Source organism: Blastococcus tunisiensis, from assembly GCF_900112815.1.
GTDB lineage: Bacteria > Actinomycetota > Actinomycetes > Mycobacteriales > Geodermatophilaceae > Blastococcus_B > Blastococcus_B tunisiensis.
The window spans coordinates 245146-266783 of the sequence record NZ_FOND01000004.1; the positions used below are offsets into that span (position 1 = coordinate 245146).

Annotated in this window: 24 protein-coding genes; 16 read left to right on the plus strand and 8 right to left on the minus strand. The window is 74.1% G+C overall.

What is annotated here, in order from left to right; all coding sequences use genetic code 11:
- The first annotated feature begins 33 nt into the window (after positions 1–33).
- Entirely contained in the window at positions 34–990 is a 957-nt protein-coding gene (locus BM142_RS07235) for a LysR family transcriptional regulator (protein ID WP_092196100.1), read from the plus strand.
- Here BM142_RS07235 and BM142_RS07240 read toward each other — a convergent pair.
- The 3 genes from BM142_RS07240 to BM142_RS07250 all read right to left on the minus strand — a co-directional run bounded on the left by BM142_RS07240 (position 987) and on the right by BM142_RS07250 (position 2973).
- Positions 987–1334 (minus strand): hypothetical protein, encoded by a 348-nt coding sequence (locus tag BM142_RS07240; protein ID WP_139228799.1) that lies wholly within the window; start codon positions 1332–1334, stop codon positions 987–989. The genes BM142_RS07235 and BM142_RS07240 overlap by 4 nt on opposite strands.
- A gap of 75 nt (positions 1335–1409) precedes the next feature.
- Positions 1410–2381 carry a hypothetical protein gene (locus BM142_RS24420; protein ID WP_092196102.1) on the minus strand — a complete coding sequence of 324 codons (972 nt, stop codon included), beginning with the start codon at positions 2379–2381 and terminating at the stop codon, positions 1410–1412.
- Positions 2382–2490: 109 nt separating this feature from the next.
- Positions 2491–2973 (minus strand): ArsI/CadI family heavy metal resistance metalloenzyme, encoded by a 483-nt coding sequence (locus BM142_RS07250; RefSeq protein WP_092196103.1) that lies wholly within the window; start codon positions 2971–2973, stop codon positions 2491–2493.
- 131 nt (positions 2974–3104) lie between these two features.
- On the opposite strand from BM142_RS07250, the gene BM142_RS07255 reads away from it, so the two are divergent.
- Genes BM142_RS07255 through BM142_RS07270 form a run of 4 tightly spaced genes read left to right on the plus strand, consistent with a single transcriptional unit; the run spans position 3105 to position 5649 of the window.
- On the plus strand, positions 3105–3449 hold the full coding sequence (locus BM142_RS07255) for an ArsR/SmtB family transcription factor (protein ID WP_254790618.1): 345 nt from the start codon (positions 3105–3107) through the stop codon (positions 3447–3449).
- Positions 3446–4570 (plus strand): ACR3 family arsenite efflux transporter, encoded by a 1125-nt coding sequence (arsB, locus tag BM142_RS07260; protein ID WP_092196105.1) that lies wholly within the window; start codon positions 3446–3448, stop codon positions 4568–4570. Before BM142_RS07255 ends, arsB begins: the two co-directional genes overlap by 4 nt.
- Complete coding sequence (locus BM142_RS07265) at positions 4567–5217, plus strand: arsenate reductase ArsC (RefSeq protein ID WP_092196106.1); 651 nt, start codon at positions 4567–4569, stop codon at positions 5215–5217. Before arsB ends, BM142_RS07265 begins: the two co-directional genes overlap by 4 nt.
- A gap of 21 nt (positions 5218–5238) precedes the next feature.
- On the plus strand, positions 5239–5649 hold the full coding sequence (locus BM142_RS07270) for an arsenate reductase ArsC (protein ID WP_092196107.1): 411 nt from the start codon (positions 5239–5241) through the stop codon (positions 5647–5649).
- Here the strand turns inward: BM142_RS07270 and BM142_RS07275 are convergent.
- The 5 genes from BM142_RS07275 to BM142_RS07295 all read right to left on the minus strand — a co-directional run bounded on the left by BM142_RS07275 (position 5646) and on the right by BM142_RS07295 (position 9639).
- Entirely contained in the window at positions 5646–6215 is a 570-nt protein-coding gene (locus BM142_RS07275; protein WP_092196108.1) for a DUF4334 domain-containing protein, read from the minus strand. The two genes, BM142_RS07270 and BM142_RS07275, sit on opposite strands and share 4 nt — an antisense overlap.
- The gene (locus BM142_RS07280; protein WP_092196109.1) at positions 6212–6421 is read right to left on the minus strand and encodes a DUF4177 domain-containing protein; all 210 of its coding nucleotides are present in this window, start codon (positions 6419–6421) and stop codon (positions 6212–6214) included. Before BM142_RS07280 ends, BM142_RS07275 begins: the two co-directional genes overlap by 4 nt.
- Positions 6422–6503: 82 nt before the next feature.
- Positions 6504–7373 (minus strand): lysophospholipid acyltransferase family protein, encoded by an 870-nt coding sequence (locus BM142_RS07285; RefSeq protein WP_217640622.1) that lies wholly within the window; start codon positions 7371–7373, stop codon positions 6504–6506.
- Between the two features lie 128 nt (positions 7374–7501).
- Positions 7502–8425, minus strand: coding sequence for a cyclase family protein (locus BM142_RS07290; protein ID WP_092196110.1), 924 nt, complete (start codon positions 8423–8425; stop codon positions 7502–7504).
- A complete protein-coding gene (locus tag BM142_RS07295; RefSeq protein ID WP_254790619.1) occupies positions 8422–9639 on the minus strand; it encodes a glycerate kinase in 1218 nt (405 codons plus the stop codon). Before BM142_RS07295 ends, BM142_RS07290 begins: the two co-directional genes overlap by 4 nt.
- A gap of 91 nt (positions 9640–9730) precedes the next feature.
- On the opposite strand from BM142_RS07295, the gene kce reads away from it, so the two are divergent.
- From kce to BM142_RS07350, 11 genes are all read left to right on the plus strand, one after another.
- Positions 9731–10654, plus strand: a complete 924-nt coding sequence (gene kce / locus BM142_RS07300; RefSeq protein ID WP_092196112.1) for a 3,5-dioxohexanoate:acetyl-CoA acetone transferase — start codon at positions 9731–9733, stop codon at positions 10652–10654.
- A 22-nt stretch (positions 10655–10676) separates the two neighbouring features.
- Complete coding sequence (locus tag BM142_RS07305; protein WP_092196113.1) at positions 10677–11387, plus strand: GntR family transcriptional regulator; 711 nt, start codon at positions 10677–10679, stop codon at positions 11385–11387.
- Between the two features lie 177 nt (positions 11388–11564).
- On the plus strand, positions 11565–12620 hold the full coding sequence (locus BM142_RS07310) for a zinc-dependent alcohol dehydrogenase (protein WP_092196114.1): 1056 nt from the start codon (positions 11565–11567) through the stop codon (positions 12618–12620).
- Positions 12621–12647: 27 nt separating this feature from the next.
- Positions 12648–13502, plus strand: a complete 855-nt coding sequence (locus tag BM142_RS07315; RefSeq protein WP_092196115.1) for an FAD binding domain-containing protein — start codon at positions 12648–12650, stop codon at positions 13500–13502.
- Complete coding sequence (locus BM142_RS07320; protein WP_092196116.1) at positions 13499–14002, plus strand: (2Fe-2S)-binding protein; 504 nt, start codon at positions 13499–13501, stop codon at positions 14000–14002. Before BM142_RS07315 ends, BM142_RS07320 begins: the two co-directional genes overlap by 4 nt.
- Positions 13999–16320, plus strand: coding sequence for a xanthine dehydrogenase family protein molybdopterin-binding subunit (locus BM142_RS07325; protein WP_092196117.1), 2322 nt, complete (start codon positions 13999–14001; stop codon positions 16318–16320). The genes BM142_RS07320 and BM142_RS07325 overlap by 4 nt, the downstream gene beginning before the upstream one ends.
- A gap of 88 nt (positions 16321–16408) precedes the next feature.
- Positions 16409–17695, plus strand: a complete 1287-nt coding sequence (locus tag BM142_RS07330) for a Tm-1-like ATP-binding domain-containing protein (RefSeq protein ID WP_092196118.1) — start codon at positions 16409–16411, stop codon at positions 17693–17695.
- An 85-nt stretch (positions 17696–17780) separates the two neighbouring features.
- A complete protein-coding gene (locus BM142_RS07335) occupies positions 17781–18437 on the plus strand; it encodes a histidine phosphatase family protein (protein ID WP_092196119.1) in 657 nt (218 codons plus the stop codon).
- Between the two features lie 256 nt (positions 18438–18693).
- Positions 18694–19566, plus strand: coding sequence for an MBL fold metallo-hydrolase (locus BM142_RS07340; RefSeq protein WP_092196120.1), 873 nt, complete (start codon positions 18694–18696; stop codon positions 19564–19566).
- A 41-nt stretch (positions 19567–19607) separates the two neighbouring features.
- Positions 19608–20408, plus strand: a complete 801-nt coding sequence (locus BM142_RS07345; protein WP_092196121.1) for an SDR family NAD(P)-dependent oxidoreductase — start codon at positions 19608–19610, stop codon at positions 20406–20408.
- Positions 20405–21520 carry an NAD(P)-dependent alcohol dehydrogenase gene (locus tag BM142_RS07350; protein WP_092196122.1) on the plus strand — a complete coding sequence of 372 codons (1116 nt, stop codon included), beginning with the start codon at positions 20405–20407 and terminating at the stop codon, positions 21518–21520. The genes BM142_RS07345 and BM142_RS07350 overlap by 4 nt, the downstream gene beginning before the upstream one ends.
- Positions 21521–21638: the final 118 nt, after the last annotated feature.

The window sequence follows — 21638 nt, forward strand, 5'->3', positions numbered from 1 at the left end:
GAGATAACCGACCGGTTATGAGGGCCGTCCGCCATGACGTTCACCCAGCTCCGCACCTTCGCGCTCGTCGCCGAGCTGGGGTCGCTGCGTGCCGCGGCGAAGGCACTGGGGGTGAGCGAGCCGGCGGTGTCCTCGGCGGTCGCGGCGCTGCGAGCCGACCTCGGGGACCCGCTCTTCCGGCGGACCGGTGCCGGGATCACGCTCACCCCGGGCGGGCGGGCGCTGGCCACGCGGGCCCGGGAGCTGGTCCGGCTGGCCGACCGCACCCGCCGCGAGGTGAGCCAGGCGACCTCCGCAGGCTCGCTGCGCGTGCTCGCCACGGCGGCCTGCGCCGAGCACGTGGCGGGCGCGGCGGTGGCGGCCTTCACCCGGCGGCTGAACCGGGCGGCGGTGGACCTCACGGTGGGCTCGACCGGCTGCGCGGCGAGCGCCCTGGCCGACGACGTCGCGGACATCGTGCTCGGCGTCCGGCCCCGGCCGGTGTCCGGACCGGCACCGGACGCGGTGCCCTTCCTGCGGTACGAGCGGATCGTGGTGGCCGCACCCGGGCACCCGCTCGCCGGCCGTCGCCGGCTCGCCGTCGCCGACCTCGGCGGCCGTCCCTGGCTGACCGGCCCGGGCGGGTTCGAGGCGGGCAGCGAGGAGGAGCGCTGGGCGGACCGGGCCGGCCTGCCGACCGAGGTCGAGGAGTGCGAGAGCGAGGCCGCCGCGCTGACCGCCGTCCGGTCGGGGCCGGGGCTGCTGCTCGCCCTCGCTCACGCCGTGGCCGGCGACCTCCGGCGGGGCACGCTCGTCCGGCTGCCGGTCGAGGGCACGCCGGTCACCGGCCTGTGGTGGGCGACCATCCCCGGTGACGGGCGGGCGACGAGCGCGGCGCGGGCGCTGCAGCGCTTCCTGACCACGCCGGACGCGACCAGCGCGCTGCTCGACCGGCCGACCCGGCCCCGGCCCACCGTGCGGGTGGGGCTGTGGAGCTCGCCGGTCCCCTAGTCCGCCGACGGGTCCGGCGGCGGTGGCTCACCGCCGGCCACCCGGTCGGAGATGCGGGCACCCGGGTGCGACTGGGCCGCCCCCGAGGACCCCGCCTCCGGGTCGAGCCCGATGGACCGGTTCGGTCCGGGCTCCCCCTCGCCGAGGACGACCTGCCCCTCCGTCATCTCAGGGTCGCCGTGCCGCTGCTCGACCGGCGCCTCGCCCGGCTTCGCCTCGGCGCCCCGGTCGTGCACCTCCCGGACGGCGCTGCCCCGTTCCGCGACGCCGATCGCGTCGGCGACGTCGTCGCCGCTGCGCGCGTGGTCGGGCGACGTGCCCTCGGTGCGGGGTTCCTCGGTCACGGCGTCCTCCACGGCGTCGGGGCGGGCTGGGGCCGAGTGTCGACCCCACGGGGCGCGCGGGGCAAGCGCGGGCGGTCAGTCCCGCTCGGCCAGGGAGGCCGCGTGCGCGACGGCCCGGTCCCGGGCCTCGGCGGCCTCCTCGGCCTCGTGCTGGGCCGCGGTGAGCCGGCGCTGCGCGCGCTTGAGGGTGGCGGCGGCGTCCCCGGCGTCCCGTTCGGCGCCGGCGAGCTGCTCGGCCAGGTCGTCCACCCGTTCCCGCAGCTGGGTACGACGCTCCTCGAGCGTCCCGACCTCCCGGCGCTGCTCCTCGGCCGCGCTCTCGGCCTCCTCGGCGGCGGCGACGGCCGCCTCGGCCGCCTCCCGGGCACGCGCCAGCTCGCGCTGCCGCTTCTCCTCCGCGGCCCGGCGGCGCTCCTCCTGCTCGCGCGCCCTGCGCTCGGCCGCCGACTCCCCCGCCTGCTTCTCCTCCGGCGACCCCTGCTTCTCCCGCGCGCCGGCCGTCGCCGGCTTCCCGGGCCGTTCCGGGCGTCCGGAGCGGGGCGGGTGCACCAGCCGCAGGTCGGGCCGGGCGACCGTCGTCCCCATGCCGCTGTAGCTCATCGGCGAGGTGAGCCGGCCGGTGAGCAGCGCCCGCCCCGCCTCCGGGTCGGACATCGCGGCGCGGAGGGTCTCCTCGATCTGGGTGGCCACCGAGGTGCTGACCGGGTGCCCCTGGTCGTTCGCCAGCGCGCGGGCCTGCCGGGTGAGGGCCGTGAGCAGCTGCCGGCGCTGCACGTCCAGGGCGCGGAGCTGGTCACCGGCCAGGTTCTCCTGGGCCTCGCGGAGCAGGCTCCCCAGCTCGACCAGGCCCTCGATCTCGGCGCGCTGCTCCCGGACCAGGAGGTTGGCCGCCCAGGCGGCGGCCGACGGCTTGGGCAGCGCGCCGATCTCCTTCGCCAGCGCCTTGTCGCCGTCGGCCCTGGCCTCGTTTTGGCGGGCCTTCCGGAGGGCGATGAACTCCTCCGGCGGGACCGCGTAGAGCTCGTCGGCCACCTCGTCGAGATCCACGGGCGAGACCTTGCCAGAGGCCGTCCCCGCCGTCTGCCGAACGCGAACCATGCGATCTCGTGGCCATCGACGCCCGATCGCCCCGAGACCGCATGGTTCGTCGCGCGCGTCAGCAGCAGGCGGCGGCGACGCGCGCGTCGGTGTCCGCGCCCTCGGGCCGGCAGCAGGTGCCGTCACCGGCCACCTCGGACAGCTCGGCCTCCGTCCTGCCCTCGAGGTCGGGGCGGGCGTCGGCGGTGACGGTGTAGACCTCCCACGGCTCGCCGCCGGGGCCGGTCACCCAGACCTTGTCCTGGACGGCGTAGCAGCAGGTGGTGCCGTCCTCGACCCGCGTGGCCAGGCCGGCGTCGGCCAGCCGGCTCGTCGCCGCGCCGACCTCGTCGGTGGAGGGCACCTCGACGCCGAGGTGGTCCATGCGGGTCGGCTCGCCGGCGTCCCCTTCCAGCAGGACCAGCTTCAGCGGCGGCTCGGCGATGGCGAAGTTGGCGTACCCGGGACGGCGCTTGGCCGGGACGGCGTCGAAGAGCCGCGAGTAGAAGTCGACGGCGGCGTCGAGGTCGGCGACGCGGAGCGCGAGCTGTACACGGGACACGGGGGATCCACCTCTCGTCAGGACATCGACAGGCATCGATGTCTGAATACCGAATGAACACCAGGCATCGATACTTGTCAATACGATGGACGTCGCTACGATGGGCGGCGATGTCTGCGACGGAGGAACCGATGACCGACCCTGGCCTGGCGTGCTGCACGCCGCTCTCCGGCACGGCGATGTCCGCCGAGCAGGCCGAGCAGGTCGCCCCCCTGCTCAAGGCGCTGGCGGACCCCGTACGGCTGCGCCTGGTGAGCCTGATCGCCTCGAGCGCGACCGGCGAGGCCTGCGTCTGCGACCTCAACGACGCGTTCGACCTCACCCAGGCGACGATCAGCCACCACCTCAAGGTGCTGCACTCGGCCGGTCTGCTCGACCGCGACAAGCGCGGCGTGTGGGTGTACTACGCCGTGCGGCCCGCGGCGCTGGCCGCCGTCGCGAACCTGTTCCAGGCACCGGCGCTGATGCCGTCATGAGCGACACCGTGCACGAGCACGGCCGCCCCGCCGCCCCGGCCGACGCACCGGTGCTGCAGAAGCTGTCCACCCTCGACCGGTTCCTGCCGATCTGGATCATCGCCGCCATGGCCCTCGGGCTGGCGCTGGGCCGCTGGGTCCCGGGTCTGGACGACGCCCTCTCGGCGGTCGAGGTCGGCAACGTCAGCCTGCCGATCGCGATCGGCCTGCTGCTGATGATGTACCCGGTGCTGGCCAAGGTCCGGTACTCCGAACTCGACCGCGTGACCGGCGACCGGAAGCTCCTGGGCGCCAGCCTGGTGCTCAACTGGGTGCTCGGACCGGCACTGATGTTCGCCCTCGCCTGGCTACTGCTGCCCGACCTCCCCGAGTACCGGACCGGCCTGATCATCGTGGGTCTGGCCCGCTGCATCGCGATGGTGCTGATCTGGAACGACCTGTCCTGCGGCGACCGCGAGGCGGCGACCGTCCTGGTCGCGATCAACTCGGTGTTCCAGATCGTCGCCTTCGCCGCGCTCGGCTGGTTCTACCTGCAGGTGCTGCCCGGCTGGCTCGGGCTGTCCACGACGTCGGCGGAGTTCAGCGTCTGGGCGATCGTCGTCTCGGTGCTGGTCTTCCTCGGCATCCCGCTGGTCGCGGGGTTCCTCACCCGGACGCTGGGCGAGCGCCGCAAGGGCCGAGCCTGGTACGAGGAACGGTTCCTCCCGCGGATCGGCCCGGTCGCCCTCTACGGGCTGCTGTTCACCATCGTCATGCTCTTCGCCCTGCAGGGGGACGCGATCACCTCCCAGCCCTGGGACGTCGCCCGCATCGCGCTGCCGCTGCTCGCCTACTTCGCGCTGATGTTCGGCGGCTCGTTCCTCCTCGGCATGCGGCTGCGGCTGGGCTACGCCAAGACGGCGACGCTGGCCTTCACCGCCGCCGGCAACAACTTCGAGCTGGCCATCGCCGTCGCGATCGGCACGTTCGGCGTCACCAGCGGTCAGGCGCTGGCCGGTGTCGTCGGCCCGCTGATCGAGGTTCCCGTGCTGGTCGGCCTGGTCTACGTGTCCCTGTGGGCCGCCCGGCGCTGGTTCCCCGGCGACCCGACCGTCCCCGACCTCGTCCGGAGTGCCCGATGACGACCGAGAAGTCCCTGCCCGGCCTGCTGACCCCCGAGGCCGCGCTGCACCGGCTGGCCGACGACCTCGCCGCCCGTTTCGCCGGCGTGTTCGCCCGCGAGACGGTCGACCGGTACGTCTTCGAGTCCTACACGGCGCTCGCCCGGACGGCGCGGGTCACCGCGCACCTGCCGGCGCTGACCGCCCGCTTCGCCACCGAACGGCTCACCGCGCTGGCCCAGGCGAAGGGAGCGGTCGCGCACGACGTGCTAGAGGTGCTCTTCGTCTGCGTGCAGAACGCGGGGCGGTCGCAGATGGCCGCCGGTCTGCTGCAGCAGCGCGCCGGCGGCCGGGTGCACGTCCGCTCGGCCGGCTCCCAGCCCGCCGCGTCCGTCGACGACGCCGTGATCGCCGCCATGGCGGAGGCCGGCGTCGACCTCGGCCAGGCCTTCCCGAAACCGCTCACCGACGACGTCGTCCGCGCCGCCGACGTCGTCGTCACCATGGGCTGCGGCGACGCCTGCCCGGTCTACCCCGGCAAGCGCTACCTCGACTGGCAGGTGCGCGACCCCGCCGGCCTCTCCCTCGGCGAGGTGCGCTCGATCCGCGAGGACATCGACTCCCGGGTGCGTGCGCTGCTCGCCGAGCTCCAGCCCGCCCCCGCCTGAACTCCGATCGAGAGGCTCTCCGTGTCCGACACGCCCAGCGTGCTGTTCGTCTGCGTGCACAACGCCGGCCGCTCGCAGATGGCCGCCGGCTGGCTGCGCCACCTGGCCGGGGACGCCGTCGAGGTCCGCTCGGCCGGCTCCGTGCCGGGCGACCAGGTCAACCCCTCCGCGTTGCAGGCCATGGCCGAGGTCGGCATCGACATCTCCGACCAGCGACCGAAGGTGCTCACCACCGACGCGGTCGAGGCGTCCGACGTCGTCATCACCATGGGCTGCGGGGACGCCTGCCCGATCTTCCCCGGCAAGCGCTACCTGGACTGGGAGCTCGAGGACCCGGCCGGCAAGGGCGTGGAGTCCGTGCGGCCGATCCGCGACGAGATCGAGCGCCGGATCCGCAGCCTGCTGGCCGAGCTCGAGGTGCCGGTCGGCTAGCCGGTCTCGCGCTCGAGCAGGAAGAAGAACGGGGCCGGCAGCCCCCGCATGTCCATCGCGCCGAGCACGACGTCGGGGCCGACCCGCCGGAACACGTCGATGATCGGCAGCGCGTCGTAGATCATCGCCGCGGTGCTCACCCCCCGGTGCTCGACGGTGCGCAGCCGCGCCTTCGGCCGGTGGGTGTGCAGCAGCGGTCGGATCCGCCCGAACACCGTGCGGACCGGCCACGTCCCTGCCAGGCCGGCGTGGTCGCGCAGCAGCGGCAGCGGGATCCAGGCGGGGTCGACCGCCCGGGGTCGGCCGCCGCGGCCGGTGAACAGCAGCGGGTGCACGGCCTCGGCGCCCAGGAACTCCTTGCCGTACCAGCCGTAGGCCTCCAGCAGCCCGTCCAGCCGGGATCCGGTCGGCAGGCCGCTCCCCCGCCACCTGCCGAGCAGATCGGCCGCCGGCACCGGAAGGAGCCCGTCGAAGAACGCCAGCGCCTCCGCGGGGGCCACCCCGGCTCGGTGCTCGGCCAGCCACCGGGCCGCCGCCTCGTCGCTGAGGTGCGGGATGGTGGTCACGCCACGGGCCGCTCGAAGGTGACGAGCACGCCCTCGACGCCGCCGGGGCCGATCCGGCCCTTCACCTCGACCGAGGTGATCGCCTTGAGCTGCCAGCCCTCGCGCGCGTGCTGGTTGAGCACCTTCTCCAGCTTGTCGCCGGACATCTTGCCGCCGATCATCCCCTCGCGGATCTCGGCAACCGTGTACTCGTACCGCGCCGCCATCGCTGCGCTCCCTCCGTCGTCCCGGGTCCGTCGTCGCTGCCCACCCTGCCGCTGCCCGGCTCCCCCGTCGACCCTGGACCGGTCAGCCGAGGACGGGCACGGCGCGCCGGGCGGCCAGCCGGTCCATGCCGGCCTGGATGTCGGCCTGCACCCGGTCGTAGACCGACCGCACGTACACCGCGTCGTCGGCGCGGTCGGGGTCGTCGTCGACCTCGACCGGTTCGAGCAGCTCGGTCCGGATCTTGGCCGGCAGCGGCACGTGCGCCGGGAGGATCTCGACCGCCAGCGGGAACGGGAAGCCGGAGATGATCGGCAGGTTGGCGCCGCGCAGCGTCGACTTCAGGCCGGTGAGCCGGTCGAGGGCGTTCGCCAGCCACTTCCCCTCGGACAGGACGAAGACCGTGTCGTGCCCACCCACGGTGGCGACCGGCAGGATCGGCACACCGGACCGGATGGCCTGCTTCACGAACCCGGTGCGCCCACCCAGGGTCGCGACGTCCCGCTTGCGCCAACTGCGCATCGCGTCGACCTCGCCCCCGGGCCAGACGACGACGTCCTCGCCGCCGGCCAGCGCCGCCGTCACGCTCGTCCGGTTGGCCGCGACGACCCCCACGGCCCGGAAGTAGTCACCGAGCCCGGGCGCGGCCATCAGCACGTCGTGCGCCGTGCCGTGCAGCACCCGCTCGCCACCGAAGTGCGTGTGCCACGCGTTGACCAGGGTCCAGGCGTCCATCGTGAGCGCGCCACCGGAGTGCACGCCGACGACCAGGCAGGTCTCGTCGGGCACCCGCTCCCAGCCGTCCACCTCGAGCCGGAACCAGTACCTGGTGAGCAGGTCGTAGAACGGCTGCTGCACCCTCAGCAGCGTCTCGTTCGGCGGGGTCGGCTCCATGGCCGCCCCCACCCGCCACGCGATGAGTCGTTCGATCAGGTTCCGGTCCTGCTCGCCCACGGGCCCTCCCTCGTCTCCTCGAGGGTCAACGGCCGACCGGGCTCCCGGTCACGCGCGATGCGCGAAGGAATTCCTGGTCAGGGCGTCGTGCGGTCGGCGGTGACCCGCGCCGGCGGGGGCAACGCCGGTCAGACGATGGCGACGGGGTCGAGCATCGATCCGGTGGCGCCCTCGATCTTCAGCGGCAGGGCCACGAAAAGGAACTCGTGCACCCGCTCGCGGGAGATCTCCTCCAGGTAGACCGACTCGAAGAGGTAGATCGCGTTCTCGATCAGCAGCAGCGTGTGCACCGGCTGCGGGTTCGCCGGCGTGCCCGGGTCGGGCGCCGGCTGGACCTCGAAGGTCTCGGTGTCGCTGCCCACCGCGACCACGCCCTGCTCCAGCAGCCAGCGCGCCGCGCTGATGTCGGGACCGGCCGTGACGTGCCGGGCGAGGCCCTCCGGGTCGGGCCACTGGCTCAGGTACCCGGACCGGATGAGGACGACGTCGCCGGCGCGCACCTGCACCCCCTGGTGCGCGGCCACCGCCTGCAGCTCCTCGGCGCCCACGGGCTCGTGCGCCGGCAGCGCCTCGATCCCCCGGAAGGCCGGCACGTCGAGCAGCACACCGCGGGTGATGAACGGCGGCAGCTTGGACCCGTCACCGAGCTTGGGCCCGCGGTCGCCCAGGTGCTCCCGGGCGTTGCCGCCGCCGTACCAGTGGTCGTCCTCACCGATGGTCATGTGCGCGAGCGCGTCCACGTGCGCGCCGCTGTGCGACGTGCCGCTGACCGTCTCGGCCATGTAGCCCAGGTTGACCTCGTTGCGCGGGCCCCAGGGGTGGATGCCGTCGCCGCGCAGCCCGTTCGGCGTGCGGTACATGCTCACGTCGAACGGCGGGTGCGCCCCGAACAGCGGCATGCCGGTGTAGCGGGGCAGCGCCAGGGAGTAGGTGGTGCCGCGGGTCGGCAGGGCCAGCGCGGCGAGCAGCTCCTCCGGCCGCTGCCGCGCGGCGGGGCCGCGCTCGGGGTCCACGGGTGCGGTGGGGTCGGCGGTCCCTGCCTCGCTGGTCATCGGGTGGGGGTCCTCTCGGGTGGGGCGCTCTCGGGTGGGGCGCTCTCGGACGGGGTGCTCAGCCATTCGGCCGCGATCCGGTCGGCGGTCGTCTCGAGCAGGTCGGCGGCGTGCCGCATGCTCCGCCCGGCGTCGGGCTCCAGCTCGGCCAGCGTGTGGACGCGCTCGATCCCGACTGCGTGCAGCCGGTCGGCGGCGACGGTGCTGCGCCCGGCCACGGCGACGACGCGGGCGCCGGCCCGCGCCGCGGCGGCGGCCACCCCGACCGGCCCCTTGCCGTGCAGGCTCTGCTCGTCCAGGGAGCCCTCGCCCACGACGACGAGGTCCGCGCCGGCGAGCGACCGCTCGAAGCCGGTGAGCTCGAGCAGGGTGTCGATGCCCGGGCGCACCTCGGCGCCGAGCAGGGCCGCGGCGCCGAAGCCGAGCCCGCCCGCGGCCCCGGCACCCGGCAGGTCGCGCAGGTCGCGGCCGGTCGCGGCGGCCACCACGTCGGCCCAGCGCTCCAGCGCCCGGTCGAGGAGCGCCACGGTCTCCGTGCCCGCCCCCTTCTGCGGGCCGTACACGGCGGCCGCGCCGGACGGCCCGGTCAGCGGGTTGTCGACGTCGCACGCGACCACGACGGTCGCCTCCGCCAGCCGCGCGTCGAGCCCCGCGAGGTCCAGCCGCTCCACGTCCAGCAGGCCGGCTCCGCCCTCGGCCGGGAGGGGTCCGGACGCCGTCCGGAGACCGGCGCCGAGTGCGGCCGCCAGCCCGGCCCCGCCGTCGGTCGTGGCGCTGCCGCCCACGGCGAGCACGATGCGGCGGGCCCCCCGGTCGAGCGCGTCGCGGATCAGCTCGCCGACGCCGTAGGTGGACGCCGTCCGGGCGGTCGAGTCGTCGGGGGTCCCGCCGGGCAGCAGCCCGAGACCGGCCGCGGCGGCCATCTCGACGAAGGCGGTCTCCCCGTCCAGCGCGTAGGTGGCCCGGACGGGGTCGCCCAGCGGCCCGCGCACCTGGCACACCACGGGCCGGAAGCCGTGCCCCAGCACCATGTCCACCGAGCCCTCGCCCCCGTCGGCGATCGGGTGCTCGACGACGGAGGCGTCGGGGAGCCGCCGGCGGAGGCCACGGCCGAGCGCGGCGGCGGCCTGCGCGGCGGTCAGCGAGCCCTTGAACTTGTCGGGCGCCACGAGGATCCGTGGCGCGACCCGACCCAGCGGAGCAGCAGCGGACACCGTTCCCTCCCTTCCGAGGCACGTCAGGTTCCCAGGCGGTGCAAGGGCAGGCTACGCTCGATAATCGAGAGAACCATCCAGGGGAGGCTCCATGGCCACGCGAGCGACGTCGGCGATCATCACCTGCGCCCCGACGGGCGCGATCCACACGCCGACGATGTCCCCGGCGCTGCCGGTGACGCCGGAGCAGATCGCGCAGGCGGCGCTGGGTGCGGCGGCCGCCGGCGCGGCGATCGTGCACCTGCACGTGCGCGATCCCCAGGACGGCCACCCGGTGCAGGACCCGGCCCTGTTCAAGGACGTCCTGGCGATCGTCCAGGACGGCTCCGACGTGGTCATCAACCTCACCACCGGCGGCAGCCCGCACATGTCGGTGGACGAGCGGATCGCCCCGGCCGTGGCGCTTGCCCCCGAGCTCGCCTCGCTGAACATGGGCTCGATGAACTTCGGCCTGTTCCCGATGCTCGACCGCTACCCGAGCTTCCAGCACGAGTGGGAGCGGGAGCGCCTGGCGGACAAGGACGTCGTCTTCAAGAACACCTACGCCGACATCGAGCGGATCCTCAAGCTCTGCGGTGACCAGGGCACCCGCTTCGAGTTCGAGTGCTACGACACCTCCCACCTCTACAACCTGGCCAACATGCTCGACCGGGGCCTGGTGCGCCCGCCGCTGTTCGTCCAGACCGTCTTCGGTCTCCTGGGCGGCACGGGGGCCGACTTCGAGGACCTCGCACACATGCGGCGGACGGCGCAGCGCCTCTTCGGCGACGACTTCGAGTGGTCGGTGCTGGGCGCCGGCTCCTCGCAGATGCGGCTCGGCGTCATCGCGCTGTCCCTCGGCGGCAACGCGCGGGTGGGCCTGGAGGACTCGCTGTGGGACGGACCGGGCAGACTCGCGGAGTCCAACGCGGCGCAGGTCGAGCGGATCACCGCCCTGGCCCGCCTGCTGCACCGCGACGTCGCCACCCCGGAGGAGGCACGACGCCGCCTCGACCTGCGCGACGCCAGGCCCTGATGACCGCCGGAAAGGACCTGCCATGAGCGACGGCCAGCTCAGCCCCGAGATCGGCGGCGAGCTGCTGTCGGCGACGGTGAAGCGCCTCGTCCTGGACCGGATCGTCCAGGGGCACTACCAGCCGGGCGAGCGGATCGTGGAGTTCAAGCTCGCCAAGGAGCTCGGCCTCAGCCAGTCCCCCGTGCGCGAGGGGCTCCGCGAGCTCGCCGCCGTCGGCATCGTCACGATCCACCCCCGCCGCGGCGCCCGGGTGCGGCTGCCGAGCGCCAAGGAGCTGGCCGACGTCAGCCTGGTCCGCGCGGAGATCGACGCCCTGGCCGCCCGGCTGGCGGCCGGACGCATCTCCGACACCCGGCTGGACGCCCTCGAGGGGCTCGTCGGGGACATGGTCGCGCGGCTGGACGCGGGCGACTTCTCCGGCGTGACCGAGGCCGACGTCCGGTTCCACCACCTCATCGCCGAGGCCTCGGAGAACCACGCCCTGGAGCGGGCCTTCGAGCAGCTCGCCCCGTTCGCCCGGACCTTCATCACGCTGACCCTCCCGGACGTCGACGTCCGGGAGATCGTGGAGCAGCACCGCCCGATCCTGGCGGCACTGCGGGCCCGGGACGCCGAGCGCGCGGCGGAGGCGGCGCGCGCTCACCAGCTGTCGGTCAGCGAGCTCCTGCAGACCCACTTCCCGGCCGCGCTCGGCGACCCGGCCGAGGTCCAGGAGAGCTCCCCCGGGGCCTGACCCGCCCCCTCCCCGCTCCCCGGCGGGAACGGCGGACACCGGTCCGCTGTCGATTATCGAGAGACCTTGACGGCCATGGGCATCGACCCCTAGTTTCGATAATCGGTGATGCACCTGACGCCCTGGGCGTGCAGGACCCACCGCCGGGCCCACCCCGCGAACCACCTGGAGATACGAATGACGGAGACGATGCAAGCGCTGGTGGTCCTGGAGCCCGACGTCCTGGAGATCCAGGAGAAGCCCGTCCCCGAGCCCGGCCCGCACGAGGTGCTCGCCCGGGTGCGGTCCACCGCCATCTGCGGCACCGACGCGCACCTGATCCGCGGCGACTACCCCGGTTTCTGGCCGCCGGCCTTCCCGTTCACCCCGGGGCACGAGTGGGCCGGCGACATCGTCGCGCTGGGCCCCGGCGCCGAGGCCTTCGGCTGGCAGGTCGGCGACCGCGTCGCCGGGACCAGCCACAACGCCTGCGGGGCGTGCCAGAAGTGCGTGGAAGGGCGCTACAACCTCTGCGAGAACTACGGCAAGCCCGGCCTGCACGCCCAGTACGGGCACAACGTCCAGGGCTGCGACGCCACCTACGTCGTCCACGACGTGAAGACGATCTTCAAGCTGCCCGACTCGATCTCCTACGACGAGGGCGCGGTGATCGACCCGGCCAGCATCGCCCTCCACGTGGCCCGGCGCGGCAACATCCAGCCCGGCGACACCGTCGTGGTGACCGGCGCCGGGGCCATCGGCCTGCTGGCCGCCGACAGCGCCCTCATCTGCGGCGCGGCCCGGGTCGTCGTCGTCGGCCGGGGCTACCGCCTGGAGAAGGCGGCGGCCCTCGGCTTCGAGACCGTCGACACCACCGCCGGCGACCCGGTGGCCGAGGTCCGCGGGCGCACCGGCGGGCTCGGCGCGGACGTCGTCCTGGAGTGCGCGGGGGTGCCCGACACCCTGACCTGGGCGATGGCGATGCTGCGGCGGGGCGGGCGCTGCGCGATGGTGGGCATCCCCACCGAGGACGTCGCCCTGAGCATCCAGCCGCTCGTCCTCGACGAGCTGGAGCTGGTCGGTTCCCGCGCCTCCGCCGGCGAGATGCGCCGGGTGATCCCGTTCGTCGCCGACGGGCGGGTCCGCGTCTCCGAGCTGATCACCCACCGCTTCCCGCTGGCCGAGTACGACAAGGCGCTCGCCACCTTCAACGACCGCTCCAGCGGGGCGATGAAGATCATCGTCCACCCCTGACCGGCCCACCGCGGAAGGACGGCGACGATGCCGAAGTACTACCGGCCGACCACCCGGGCCGACGCGCTCGCCGCGCTGGCCGAGGGCGGTGCGGGCGCGCGGCCCCTCGTCGGGGGCACCGACCTGCTCGTGGGGCTGCGGCACCACACCCTCGAGCCGGACCTGCTCGTCGACCTCAAGGCGGTCACCGACCTGCCCGAGCCGATCGCCGTCGACGACGAGGGCATGCGGTTCGGCGCCACCTGCACGCTCGGCGAGCTGGTCGAGCACCCGGTGGTGCGCGAGTGGTACCCGGCCCTGGTGGAGGCAGCGCTCACCGTCGGATCCGTCGCGATCCGCAACCGGGCCAGCCTGGTCGCCAACTCGTGCAACGCCTCGCCCGCGGCCGACACCGCTCCCCCGCTCCTCGTGCACGGGGCCCGGGTCACCATCGCGTCGCTGGACGGGGACCGCACCGCGGCCCTGGACGACTTCTTCCTCGGCCCCCGGCGCACGCTGTGCGGGCCCGGCGAGCTGGTGACCCGGATCGAGCTGCCACGGCCCGCGCCGGGGTCGGGGGCGGCCTTCCGGCGGCTGACCAGGCGGCGCGGGGTGGACCTCGCGACCGTCAGCGTCGCGGCCGGCGTCGGCCCGGACGGCGCCCTCGTGCTCGGGATGGGCGCCGTGGGCCCCCGGCCCCTGCGCGCCGAGGTGCCCGGCCCGGTCGACCTGGACGACGAGGCATCGCTCGCGCCGGCGCTGGACCGGCTGCTGGCGGCCGCCACCCCGATCTCCGACGTCCGGGGCAGCCGCGAGTACCGGCTCGCCACGCTCCGCGTGCTCACCACGCGCGCGGTCCGCACCGCCGCGTCCCGACGCAACCCGAGGGAGATGGCGTCATGACCAACGACGACCCCGTCGTCGACGACGGGCTGCAGACGGTCCGGCTCAGCGTCAACGGCACCCGGCGGACGGTCGCGGTGCCGGCGCACCGGACGTTGCTCGACGGGCTGCGCGAGGAGGTCGGGCTGCCCGGCACCAAGAGCTGCTGCGCGGAGGGCGAGTGCGGCGCGTGCACCGTGCTGCTCGACGGCAAGGCGGTGAACTCCTGCCTGGTGCTGTGCGTCGAGGCCGAGGGCCACGAGGTGACCACCGTCGAGGGGCTGTCCGCCGACGGCCTCACCGACCTGCAGGAGGAGTTCCTGAACGCCGGGGCCGTGCAGTGCGGCTTCTGCATCCCGGGGCAGGTGGTGTCCGCCGAGTACCTGCTGCGGACCAACCCCTCCCCCGACGAGGCGGAGATCCGCGAGGCCCTGTCGGGCAACCTGTGCCGCTGCGCCGGCTACCAGCGGATCGTGCGCGCGGTGCAGGCCACCGCCGTCCGGAGGGGGGCGGCGCAGTGACCACGGCCCCCGAACGAGCCATCGCGCAGCGCGACGCGCTCGGCGAGCCCGCCGACCTCTACCCGGGTGGCCAGGTCGGCCGGCCGGTGCTCCGGTACGGCGGCGGTGACCGGACGTCGGGCGCCCAGCAGTTCGTCGCCGACCTGCGCTTCCCCGGCGCGCTGCAGGTCGCCCTGGTGACGGTCCCGGTCGGGTGCGCCGACGTGCTGGGGATCGACACCGCGGCGGCCCGCGCCGTCCCCGGGGTGGTGGACGTGGTGACGGCCGCGGAGCTGCCCTCGCCCGTGCCGCGGTTCGGGGTCTCCCACACCGACCGCCCGGTGCTCGCCGACGGCCGGGTCAACTACCACGGCGAACCGGTGGCCGCGGTGGTCGCCGAGACCCTCGACGCGGCCCAGGCCGCCGCGCGCGCGGTGGTCGTGGACTACCGGGAGCTCCCGGGCGTCTACTCCCTCGACGCCGCCCTCGCCCCGGGCGCGCACCTCGTGCAGGATCCCTCGATCCGGCCGGAGCACGCCCTCATCGACACCAACGTGCTGGAGGACGCGCACTACGCCTGGGGAGACATCGAGGCGGAGGAGGCGCGCGCGGACGTCGTCGTCGAGAACACCTACACCTTCCCGATGGTCACCCACTTCCCGATCGAGCCGGGCGGCACCGTCGCCGTCCCGACCGACTCCGGCGGGCTGGACGTCTACTCCCCCGTGCAGCACCCCTACCTGCTGCAGCGCACCATCTCCTCGGTCTTCGGCCTGCCGCTGAACCAGGTGCGGGTGTTCGCGCCCGACCCCGGTGGCGGCTTCGGCGGCAAGCAGAACCCGAAGCTCGAGCCGCTGATCGCCTTCCTCGCCCTGCGCACCCGGCGGGTCTGCCGGATCGTGCTGTCCCTCGAGGAGACCTTCCAGAGCATGCGGCGGGCCGGCTGCCGGATGCGGGCGCGCACCGGATTCACCTCCGACGGCGAGCTCACCTTCCACCGGGTCGAGGCCGACTTCCAGATCGGCGCCTACGCCGACGTCGCGCCGCGGGTCATGGGCAAGGGCAGCTACGTCGCGGCCGGGCCCTACCGCATCCCGGGGGTGCGGATCGACGCCCGCGCCGTCATGACCAACACCACGCCGAGCACCGCCTTCCGCGGCTTCGGCAGCCCCCAGGTGTCGTGGGCGATGGAGTCCCAGCTCGACGCCGGCGCCCGGGAGCTGGGCCTCGACGGTCTGGAGATCCGCCGCCGGAACCTGGTCGCCCAGGGCGAGGCCTTCGTGCGCGGGGAGTCCGCCGCGCACGCCGACGGCGACTGGCACCAGAGCCTGGAGAAGGCCGCCGAGCTGATCGGCTGGGGGACGCCGCTGCCGCCGAACCGCGGCCGGGGCATCGCGGTGGGCATCAAGCCCGGTGCCACCTCGGGCCTGTCGCAGAGCCTGGTCCGCCTGCTGTGCGACGGCAGCGCGATCGTCTACGCCGGCACCTCCGACATGGGGCAGGGGGCACGGACGCTCTGGCAGCAGATCGTCGCCGACGAGCTCGGGGCCGAGCTGGACCGGGTCACGGTGGTCAGCGGCGACACCGGGACGGTGCCGTTCGACCTGCAGACCTCGGCGAGCCGGTCGACGGTGTTCATGGGCTCGGCCGTGCTGGAGGCCTGCCACGACGTGCGGCGGCGGGTGCTCGAGCTGTACGCCGAGTCGACGGGCGTGCCGGCGGAGCAGCTCGACGTCCGTCCCGGCCTGCTGATCACCCCCGACGGGGAGCTGAGCCTGCCGGAGGCCGCCCGCCAGGCGCTCGGCTCGCTGCGCGGGGAGTTCATCGGGCAGGGCACGCGGCGGCTGCGTGGCAAGGGCGCGCACCCGCTCGGCGGTGACGCGGCCTTCTACGAGTTCAACGCAACGGCCATCGAGGTCGAGGTCGACCGGGAGACCGGCGAGCTGCTGCTCACCCGGCACGTGACGGTCAGCGACGTCGGCACCGAGCTCAACCCGCTGCAGGTCGTCTCCCAGGACGAGGGCGCGGCGATCATGGGCCTCGGCCACAGCCAGATGGAGCAGCTGCTGCTCGACGACCACGGCCGGATCCGCAACCTGGGCGCCCTCGACTACCGGATCCCCACCTTCAAGGACGTCCCGCTGGAGCTGGTCAGCGAGGCCGTGGAGAACCACGACGGCCCCGGGCCGTACGGCTCGAAGGGCATCAGCGAGGGCGCCCTGCTGTGCACCGCCGGCGCGCTCGGCGCCGCGGTGGCCGACGCCACCGGCGTCGTGATCCGCGATCTCCCGCTCACCCCCGAGCGGGTGTGGACGGCGCTCCAGGGCGCCGACAGCTGACCCCGTCGCCTGCGAGGGCGAGGACGGCGGAGCCCACGGGCCGCCGCCGACCGCACCACCGACCTGCACCCGTCACAAAGGAGTGGCCATGTCCCGCAAGCCCGTCGTCTGTCTCGCCGGCACCCTGGACACCAAGGGGACCGAGTACGCCTACGTGCGCGACGAACTGCTCGCCAGCGACGTCGACGTCCTCGTCGTCGACTGCGGTGTCCTCGGCGAGCCCTACTTCCCGCCGGACATCGCGTCCGCCGAGGTGGCTGCCCGGGCCGGCGTGGACCTGGCCGAGTTCGCCGCGGGCGTCGAGGGCGGAGCCGGTGGCCGCAGCGCGGCGATCACCAAGATGAGCGAGGGCCTGCGCGCGGTGATCGCCGACCTCTGCGCCGAGGGGCGGATCGACGCGGTCCTCGGCCTCGGCGGCACCGGTGGCACCGACCTCCTCGGGGGCGCCCTGCAGAACCTCGGCATCGGGGTGCCGAAGCTCATCGTGAGCACCATGGCGTCCAACAACACCCGGCCCTACGTCGGCCACTCGGACATGATGATGATGAACGCCGTCACCGACATCGCCGGGCTGAACCGGATCTCCAAGCAGGTGCTGAGCAACGCCGCGCACGCGGCCGCCGGCATGGCGCGCGGGTACGAGGCCACCAAGGCGCAGGCGGAGACCAGCAAGCCGCTCATCGCCATCTCGATGTTCGGCGTCACCACGCCCGGCGTCATGCGCATCCGGGAGCAGCTGGAGGAGAACGGCTTCGAGGTCGTCACCTTCCACGCGGTCGGCGAGGGCGCCGGCATGGAGCACCTGATCGACACCGGTGCCATCGACGGCCTGATCGACTACACGCTGCCGGAGATCATCAACCACTGGAACAAGGGCATCTTCGACCCGGGCTGCGAGCGCATGGAGGCCGCGGTCCGCACCGGGATCCCGCTGGTCGTCGTCCCGGGCGCGGCCGAGTGCTTCAACTTCGGCGCCCGGAACACCATCCCGGCCGAGTTCGACACCGACGAGCGCAACATCATCATCCACAACCCCAACATCACCTCCCTGCTGGCGACCCCGGACGAGATGCGGCGGCTCGGGACCTACATCGCCGAGCACGTGAACTCCGCCCCCGGACCGAAGGCGGTCGCGCTGCCGCTGAACGGGCTGGACAACTACTTCAAGGAGGGCAGCCAGTGGCACGGCGTGGACGTCTCGCCGCTGCTGGACTCCATCCGCGCGACGCTGGACCCCTCGATCGAGCTGGTCGAGATGGACAACAACATCAACGACACGGCGTTCGCCGACGCGGTCTACCAGCTGTTCACCGCGCAGTGGGAGCAGCGGAAGGCGGCCGGCATCCCCGCGGCCACCGCGACGACCGCCGGCTGACCCACCGTCCCACCCCGTCCCGCGCCGGGACGCCACCCTCCCGGGTGGCGTCCCGGCGCGGTCGTCCCCCGACCCCGGAGGTCCCATGACCCAGCGCCTGTTCCTGCTCCGCCACGGCGAGGTCACCTCGCACCGGGGCGACGTACCGGTCACCGACGAGGGCCTGCGGACGGCCGTCGAGGTGGGCCACCGGCTCGCCGGCCGGGCCGAGGGCCCGATCCGCGTGATCAGCGGCGAGACCCGCCGCACCCGGGACACCGCGGCGGCGGTGGCGCGGGGCGCCCGGGAGGCCGGCGCCACGGTGCTGGAGGACGGCGTCGCCTTCGCGCTGCGCAACCCCGACCTGTACCTCGCCGGCGTGCGCGTCGACATGGTCAGCAGCGAGGAGGCGTTCGCCGTGCAGATCCCGGGCTTCACCGAGGCCGACGTCGCCAAGGTGGCGTTCTTCGCCGAGTGGCTGACCGCGCCCGACCGGGTCGGCTGGTGGGTCCGGCACCCCGATCCCCCCGGCGACGACGCGGCCGCGGTCGCCGCGCGCATCCGCTCCTTCGCCGCCAGCCTGGCCGACCGCGCCGACGACACCGCCGTCACCGTGGGCGTCACCCACTCCCCGGTCCTGCGTGCCTGCGGGCTCGACGTGGCCGGCTCCGACACCGGGGAGCCGGCCTGGCTGGCCGGGCTGGAGGCGGAGATCGGTGCCGATCGCTCCGTGACGCTCCGGGTGCTGGCCGAGGCACCGTAGCCGCCGGCAGGGCCCAGGACGGCACGTCCGGGCGGACGAGGGCCCGGTGCGCGGCGGATCGATCGCCCGCGCACCGGGCCCTCGCGCGTCCGGCGGACATCGCCTGCGACGACACCCCGGTAGCTGTTGACACACAACGGATCGAGAATCGATTATTACTCCGTACCGGTCAACGCCGACCAGGCCGCAGCTCCCGCTGCACCGGGACGTGGCGCCGGGGTCGGCCCGGCCGCCGGCGCTCCAGGGAGGTTCCGTCGTGCAGCGCGTGACGCCCCATGTCTTCACGTCCACCGAGATCCGTGGCTGCAATCCCAGCTACGTCGTGACGTCGGCGGGCGTGGTGGTGATCGACACCCCGCAGCTGCCGACCAAGGCGGTGCAGATGCGCCGGCAGGCCGAGGAGCACGGGCCCATCCGCTTCGTGGTCAACACCGAGCACCACGTCGACCACATCTTCGGCAACTACTGGTTCAAGGGCGCCGGCGACGTCGTGCACCACCAGGGCGTCGCCGACAACTTCATGACGGTCACGCCCGACCTCGATCCGTTCGCCTACGCGCTCGAGGCCATCCCGACCGACGACCCGGGCGCGGCCGGGATGATCCCCGACCGCGACACGTACTACGAGGACCCGAACGCCGGCGACCTCGTCTTCACCGGCGACCTCGACATGACGGTCGGCGGCACCACCTTCCACCTGATCCACACGCCCGGCCACACCCCCGGCCAGGTGGCGGTCTACGTCCCCGAGGAGCGGGTCGTCTTCACCGGTGACACCGTGTTCTCCGAGTGCCAGACGTGGCTCATGACCTCCGACATCGACCAGTGGGTCGGCGCGCTCGACGTGATCGCCGGCCTGGACGTCGACACCGTGGTCCCCGGCCACGGGCCGGTGACCACCCCGGCCTACCTGGCGACCCAGCGCTCGGTGCTCCTGGAGTGGACCAGCGCCGTCGCCGAGGCCGTGGCCAAGGGCTGGTCGCGCGAGGAGACCATCGAGCGGGTCCACTTCCGCGACAAGTTCGGCCCGGTCGACGTGGGACAGGGCTACATGATGGACCACATCCAGTCGCTCAACGCGGCCTCGCTCTGGGACAAGTTCACCGCCAAGCGCGCACCCGTCCGCTGATCCCGCTCCCCCACTCACCGTCCCGGAGGTCTCCGCACGCCATGAACCAGGCCAGCATCGAGGAACTGCAGCGCTTCACCCTCGCCGACCGGGTCGCCGTCGTGGCCGGCGGCTCCGGCGGGGTCGGCGTCCGGACCTGCGCCGCGCTCGCCGCCGTCGGCGCCACGGTGGCCATCATCGGCCGCTCCGAGGAGCGGCTCGCCGAGGCCCGCGCGGCGGTGGAGAAGGTCGGCGGCGAGGCGCTGGTGGTGACCGGCGACATGTCGGACAAGGCGGCCGCCGACGGCGCGATCCAGCAGACCCTCGACGCCTTCGGCCGCGTCGACGTCCTGGTCAACGGCATCGGCGGCGGCGCCGGCACCGCGCTCTACCCGGCGGAGGAGTACCCGCAGGCGGAGTGGGACCGGATCCTCGACCTCAACCTGACGACGGCGCTGCTGGTGTCGCAGGCGGCGGCCCGCGCGATGATCGCCGGGGGCCGCGGCGGCTCGGTGCTCAACATCAGCTCGGTCCGCGGACAGCTCGGCATCGATGCGGGGTACTCCGCCTACGTCGCCGCGAAGGGTGCGATGGACGCCGTCACGCGGCAGCACGCCACCGAGTGGGCCAAGCACCGTATCCGGGTCAACGCCATCTCGCCGACCTTCGTCCGCACCGAGCAGGCGGCCACGCTGCTGGCCGCCCCGGGGTTCTACGACAACCTGGTCGCCCGCATCCCGCTGCGCCGGATCGCCGAGACCGACGACCTCGTCGGCGCACTGCTCTTCTTCTGCTCCGACGCCTCGTCGTTCGTGACCGGGCAGGTCCTCACCCTCGACGGCGGCCTCACGGCGACCCAGTGACCCCCGACTCCCGGGCCGTCTGCGCGGTCGCGCGGGAGCCGGGTGGCCCGTTCTCCGTCGAGGCCGTCACGCTCGCCCCGCCCCGGGCCGACGAGGTGCTGGTCGACATCGTGGCCGCCGGCATGTGCCACACGGACCTGCTCGTGCGGGATTCGCGCCCGGAGTCCCTGCCGGCCGTCCTCGGCCACGAGGGCGCCGGGATCGTGCGGGAGACCGGCAGCGGCGTCCGGGACCTGGCCCCCGGCGACAAGGTGGTGCTGAGCTTCCCGTCCTGCGGGTCCTGCATCCGCTGCCGGACCGGCCGCACGGCGTACTGCGACTCGATCGCCGCCCTGAAGTTCCGCTGCGCCCGGCCGGACGGCTCGGTCGCGACCACCGACGCGCACGGCCGCCCGGTCGGCGACCACTTCTTCGGCCAGTCGTCGTTCGGGACGTCCGCGGTCGCCTACGCCCGCAGCGCGGTGAAGGTCCCCGACGACGTCGACCTGCGGATCGCCGGGCCGCTGGCCTGCGGGGTGCAGACGGGCGCGGGCACCGTGCTGGACGTGCTGCGGGTGGTGCCCGGGTCGTCCATCGCCGTCTTCGGCGCCGGCTCGGTCGGGCTGTGCGCGATCATGGCGGCCCGGCTGTGTGGCGCGACGACGATCGTCGCCGTCAACCGCCGGGCCTCCCGGCTGACGCTGGCCGCCGAGTTCGGGGCCACCCACCTGGTCAGCCCGACCGAGGTCGACCCGGTCGAGGCGATCCGGGACGCCACCGGCGGCCGCGGGGTGGACGTCGCGTTCGAGACCACCGGCGTCCCCGACGTCCTGACGGCGGCGGTGCGGTCGCTGGACTCGCTGGGCACCTGCGCCTACGTCGGCACCGCCTCGCCCGGCGTGACCGGGGGCATCCCGATGCTCGAGGCCATGACCAAGGGCCTGACCGTGCGCGGCGTGCTCCAGGGCGACAGCACGCCGAGCCGCACCATCCCGCGCCTCTGGGAACTGCACCGGCGCGGGCTACTGCCCTTCGAACGGCTGATCACCACCTATCCGCTGGCCGACATCGACCGGGCGGCGGCCGACACGGCGACCGGCGACGTCGTCAAGCCCGTCCTGCTCATGCCGTGACCCGCCGTCCGGCGACGGGCGGGACGAGGTCGGCGGCGACCCCCGACTGCTGCGAGTGCGACGAACTGGTGGTCATCAGCGGCTGATGACCACCAGTTCGTCGCACTCGGCAGTCGCC

Excerpts from the sequence above, each read along its gene's own strand:
- BM142_RS07305 (WP_092196113.1), top strand. The coding sequence starts at position 10,677 with ATGAGCGACGGCCAGCTCAGCCCCGAGATCGGCGGCGAGCTGCTGTCG.
- BM142_RS07280 (WP_092196109.1), bottom strand. The coding sequence starts at position 6,421 with ATGGCGGCGCGGTACGAGTACACGGTTGCCGAGATCCGCGAGGGGATG.
- BM142_RS07265 (WP_092196106.1), top strand. The coding sequence starts at position 4,567 with ATGACGACCGAGAAGTCCCTGCCCGGCCTGCTGACCCCCGAGGCCGCG.
- kce (WP_092196112.1), top strand. The coding sequence starts at position 9,731 with ATGGCCACGCGAGCGACGTCGGCGATCATCACCTGCGCCCCGACGGGC.
- arsB (WP_092196105.1), top strand. The coding sequence starts at position 3,446 with ATGAGCGACACCGTGCACGAGCACGGCCGCCCCGCCGCCCCGGCCGAC.
- BM142_RS07290 (WP_092196110.1), bottom strand. The coding sequence starts at position 8,425 with ATGACCAGCGAGGCAGGGACCGCCGACCCCACCGCACCCGTGGACCCC.
- BM142_RS07335 (WP_092196119.1), top strand. The coding sequence starts at position 17,781 with ATGACCCAGCGCCTGTTCCTGCTCCGCCACGGCGAGGTCACCTCGCAC.
- BM142_RS07330 (WP_092196118.1), top strand. The coding sequence starts at position 16,409 with ATGTCCCGCAAGCCCGTCGTCTGTCTCGCCGGCACCCTGGACACCAAG.
- BM142_RS07235 (WP_092196100.1), top strand. The coding sequence starts at position 34 with ATGACGTTCACCCAGCTCCGCACCTTCGCGCTCGTCGCCGAGCTGGGG.
- BM142_RS07320 (WP_092196116.1), top strand. The coding sequence starts at position 13,499 with ATGACCAACGACGACCCCGTCGTCGACGACGGGCTGCAGACGGTCCGG.
- BM142_RS07255 (WP_254790618.1), top strand. The coding sequence starts at position 3,105 with ATGACCGACCCTGGCCTGGCGTGCTGCACGCCGCTCTCCGGCACGGCG.
- BM142_RS07315 (WP_092196115.1), top strand. The coding sequence starts at position 12,648 with ATGCCGAAGTACTACCGGCCGACCACCCGGGCCGACGCGCTCGCCGCG.
- BM142_RS07310 (WP_092196114.1), top strand. The coding sequence starts at position 11,565 with ATGACGGAGACGATGCAAGCGCTGGTGGTCCTGGAGCCCGACGTCCTG.
- BM142_RS07345 (WP_092196121.1), top strand. The coding sequence starts at position 19,608 with ATGAACCAGGCCAGCATCGAGGAACTGCAGCGCTTCACCCTCGCCGAC.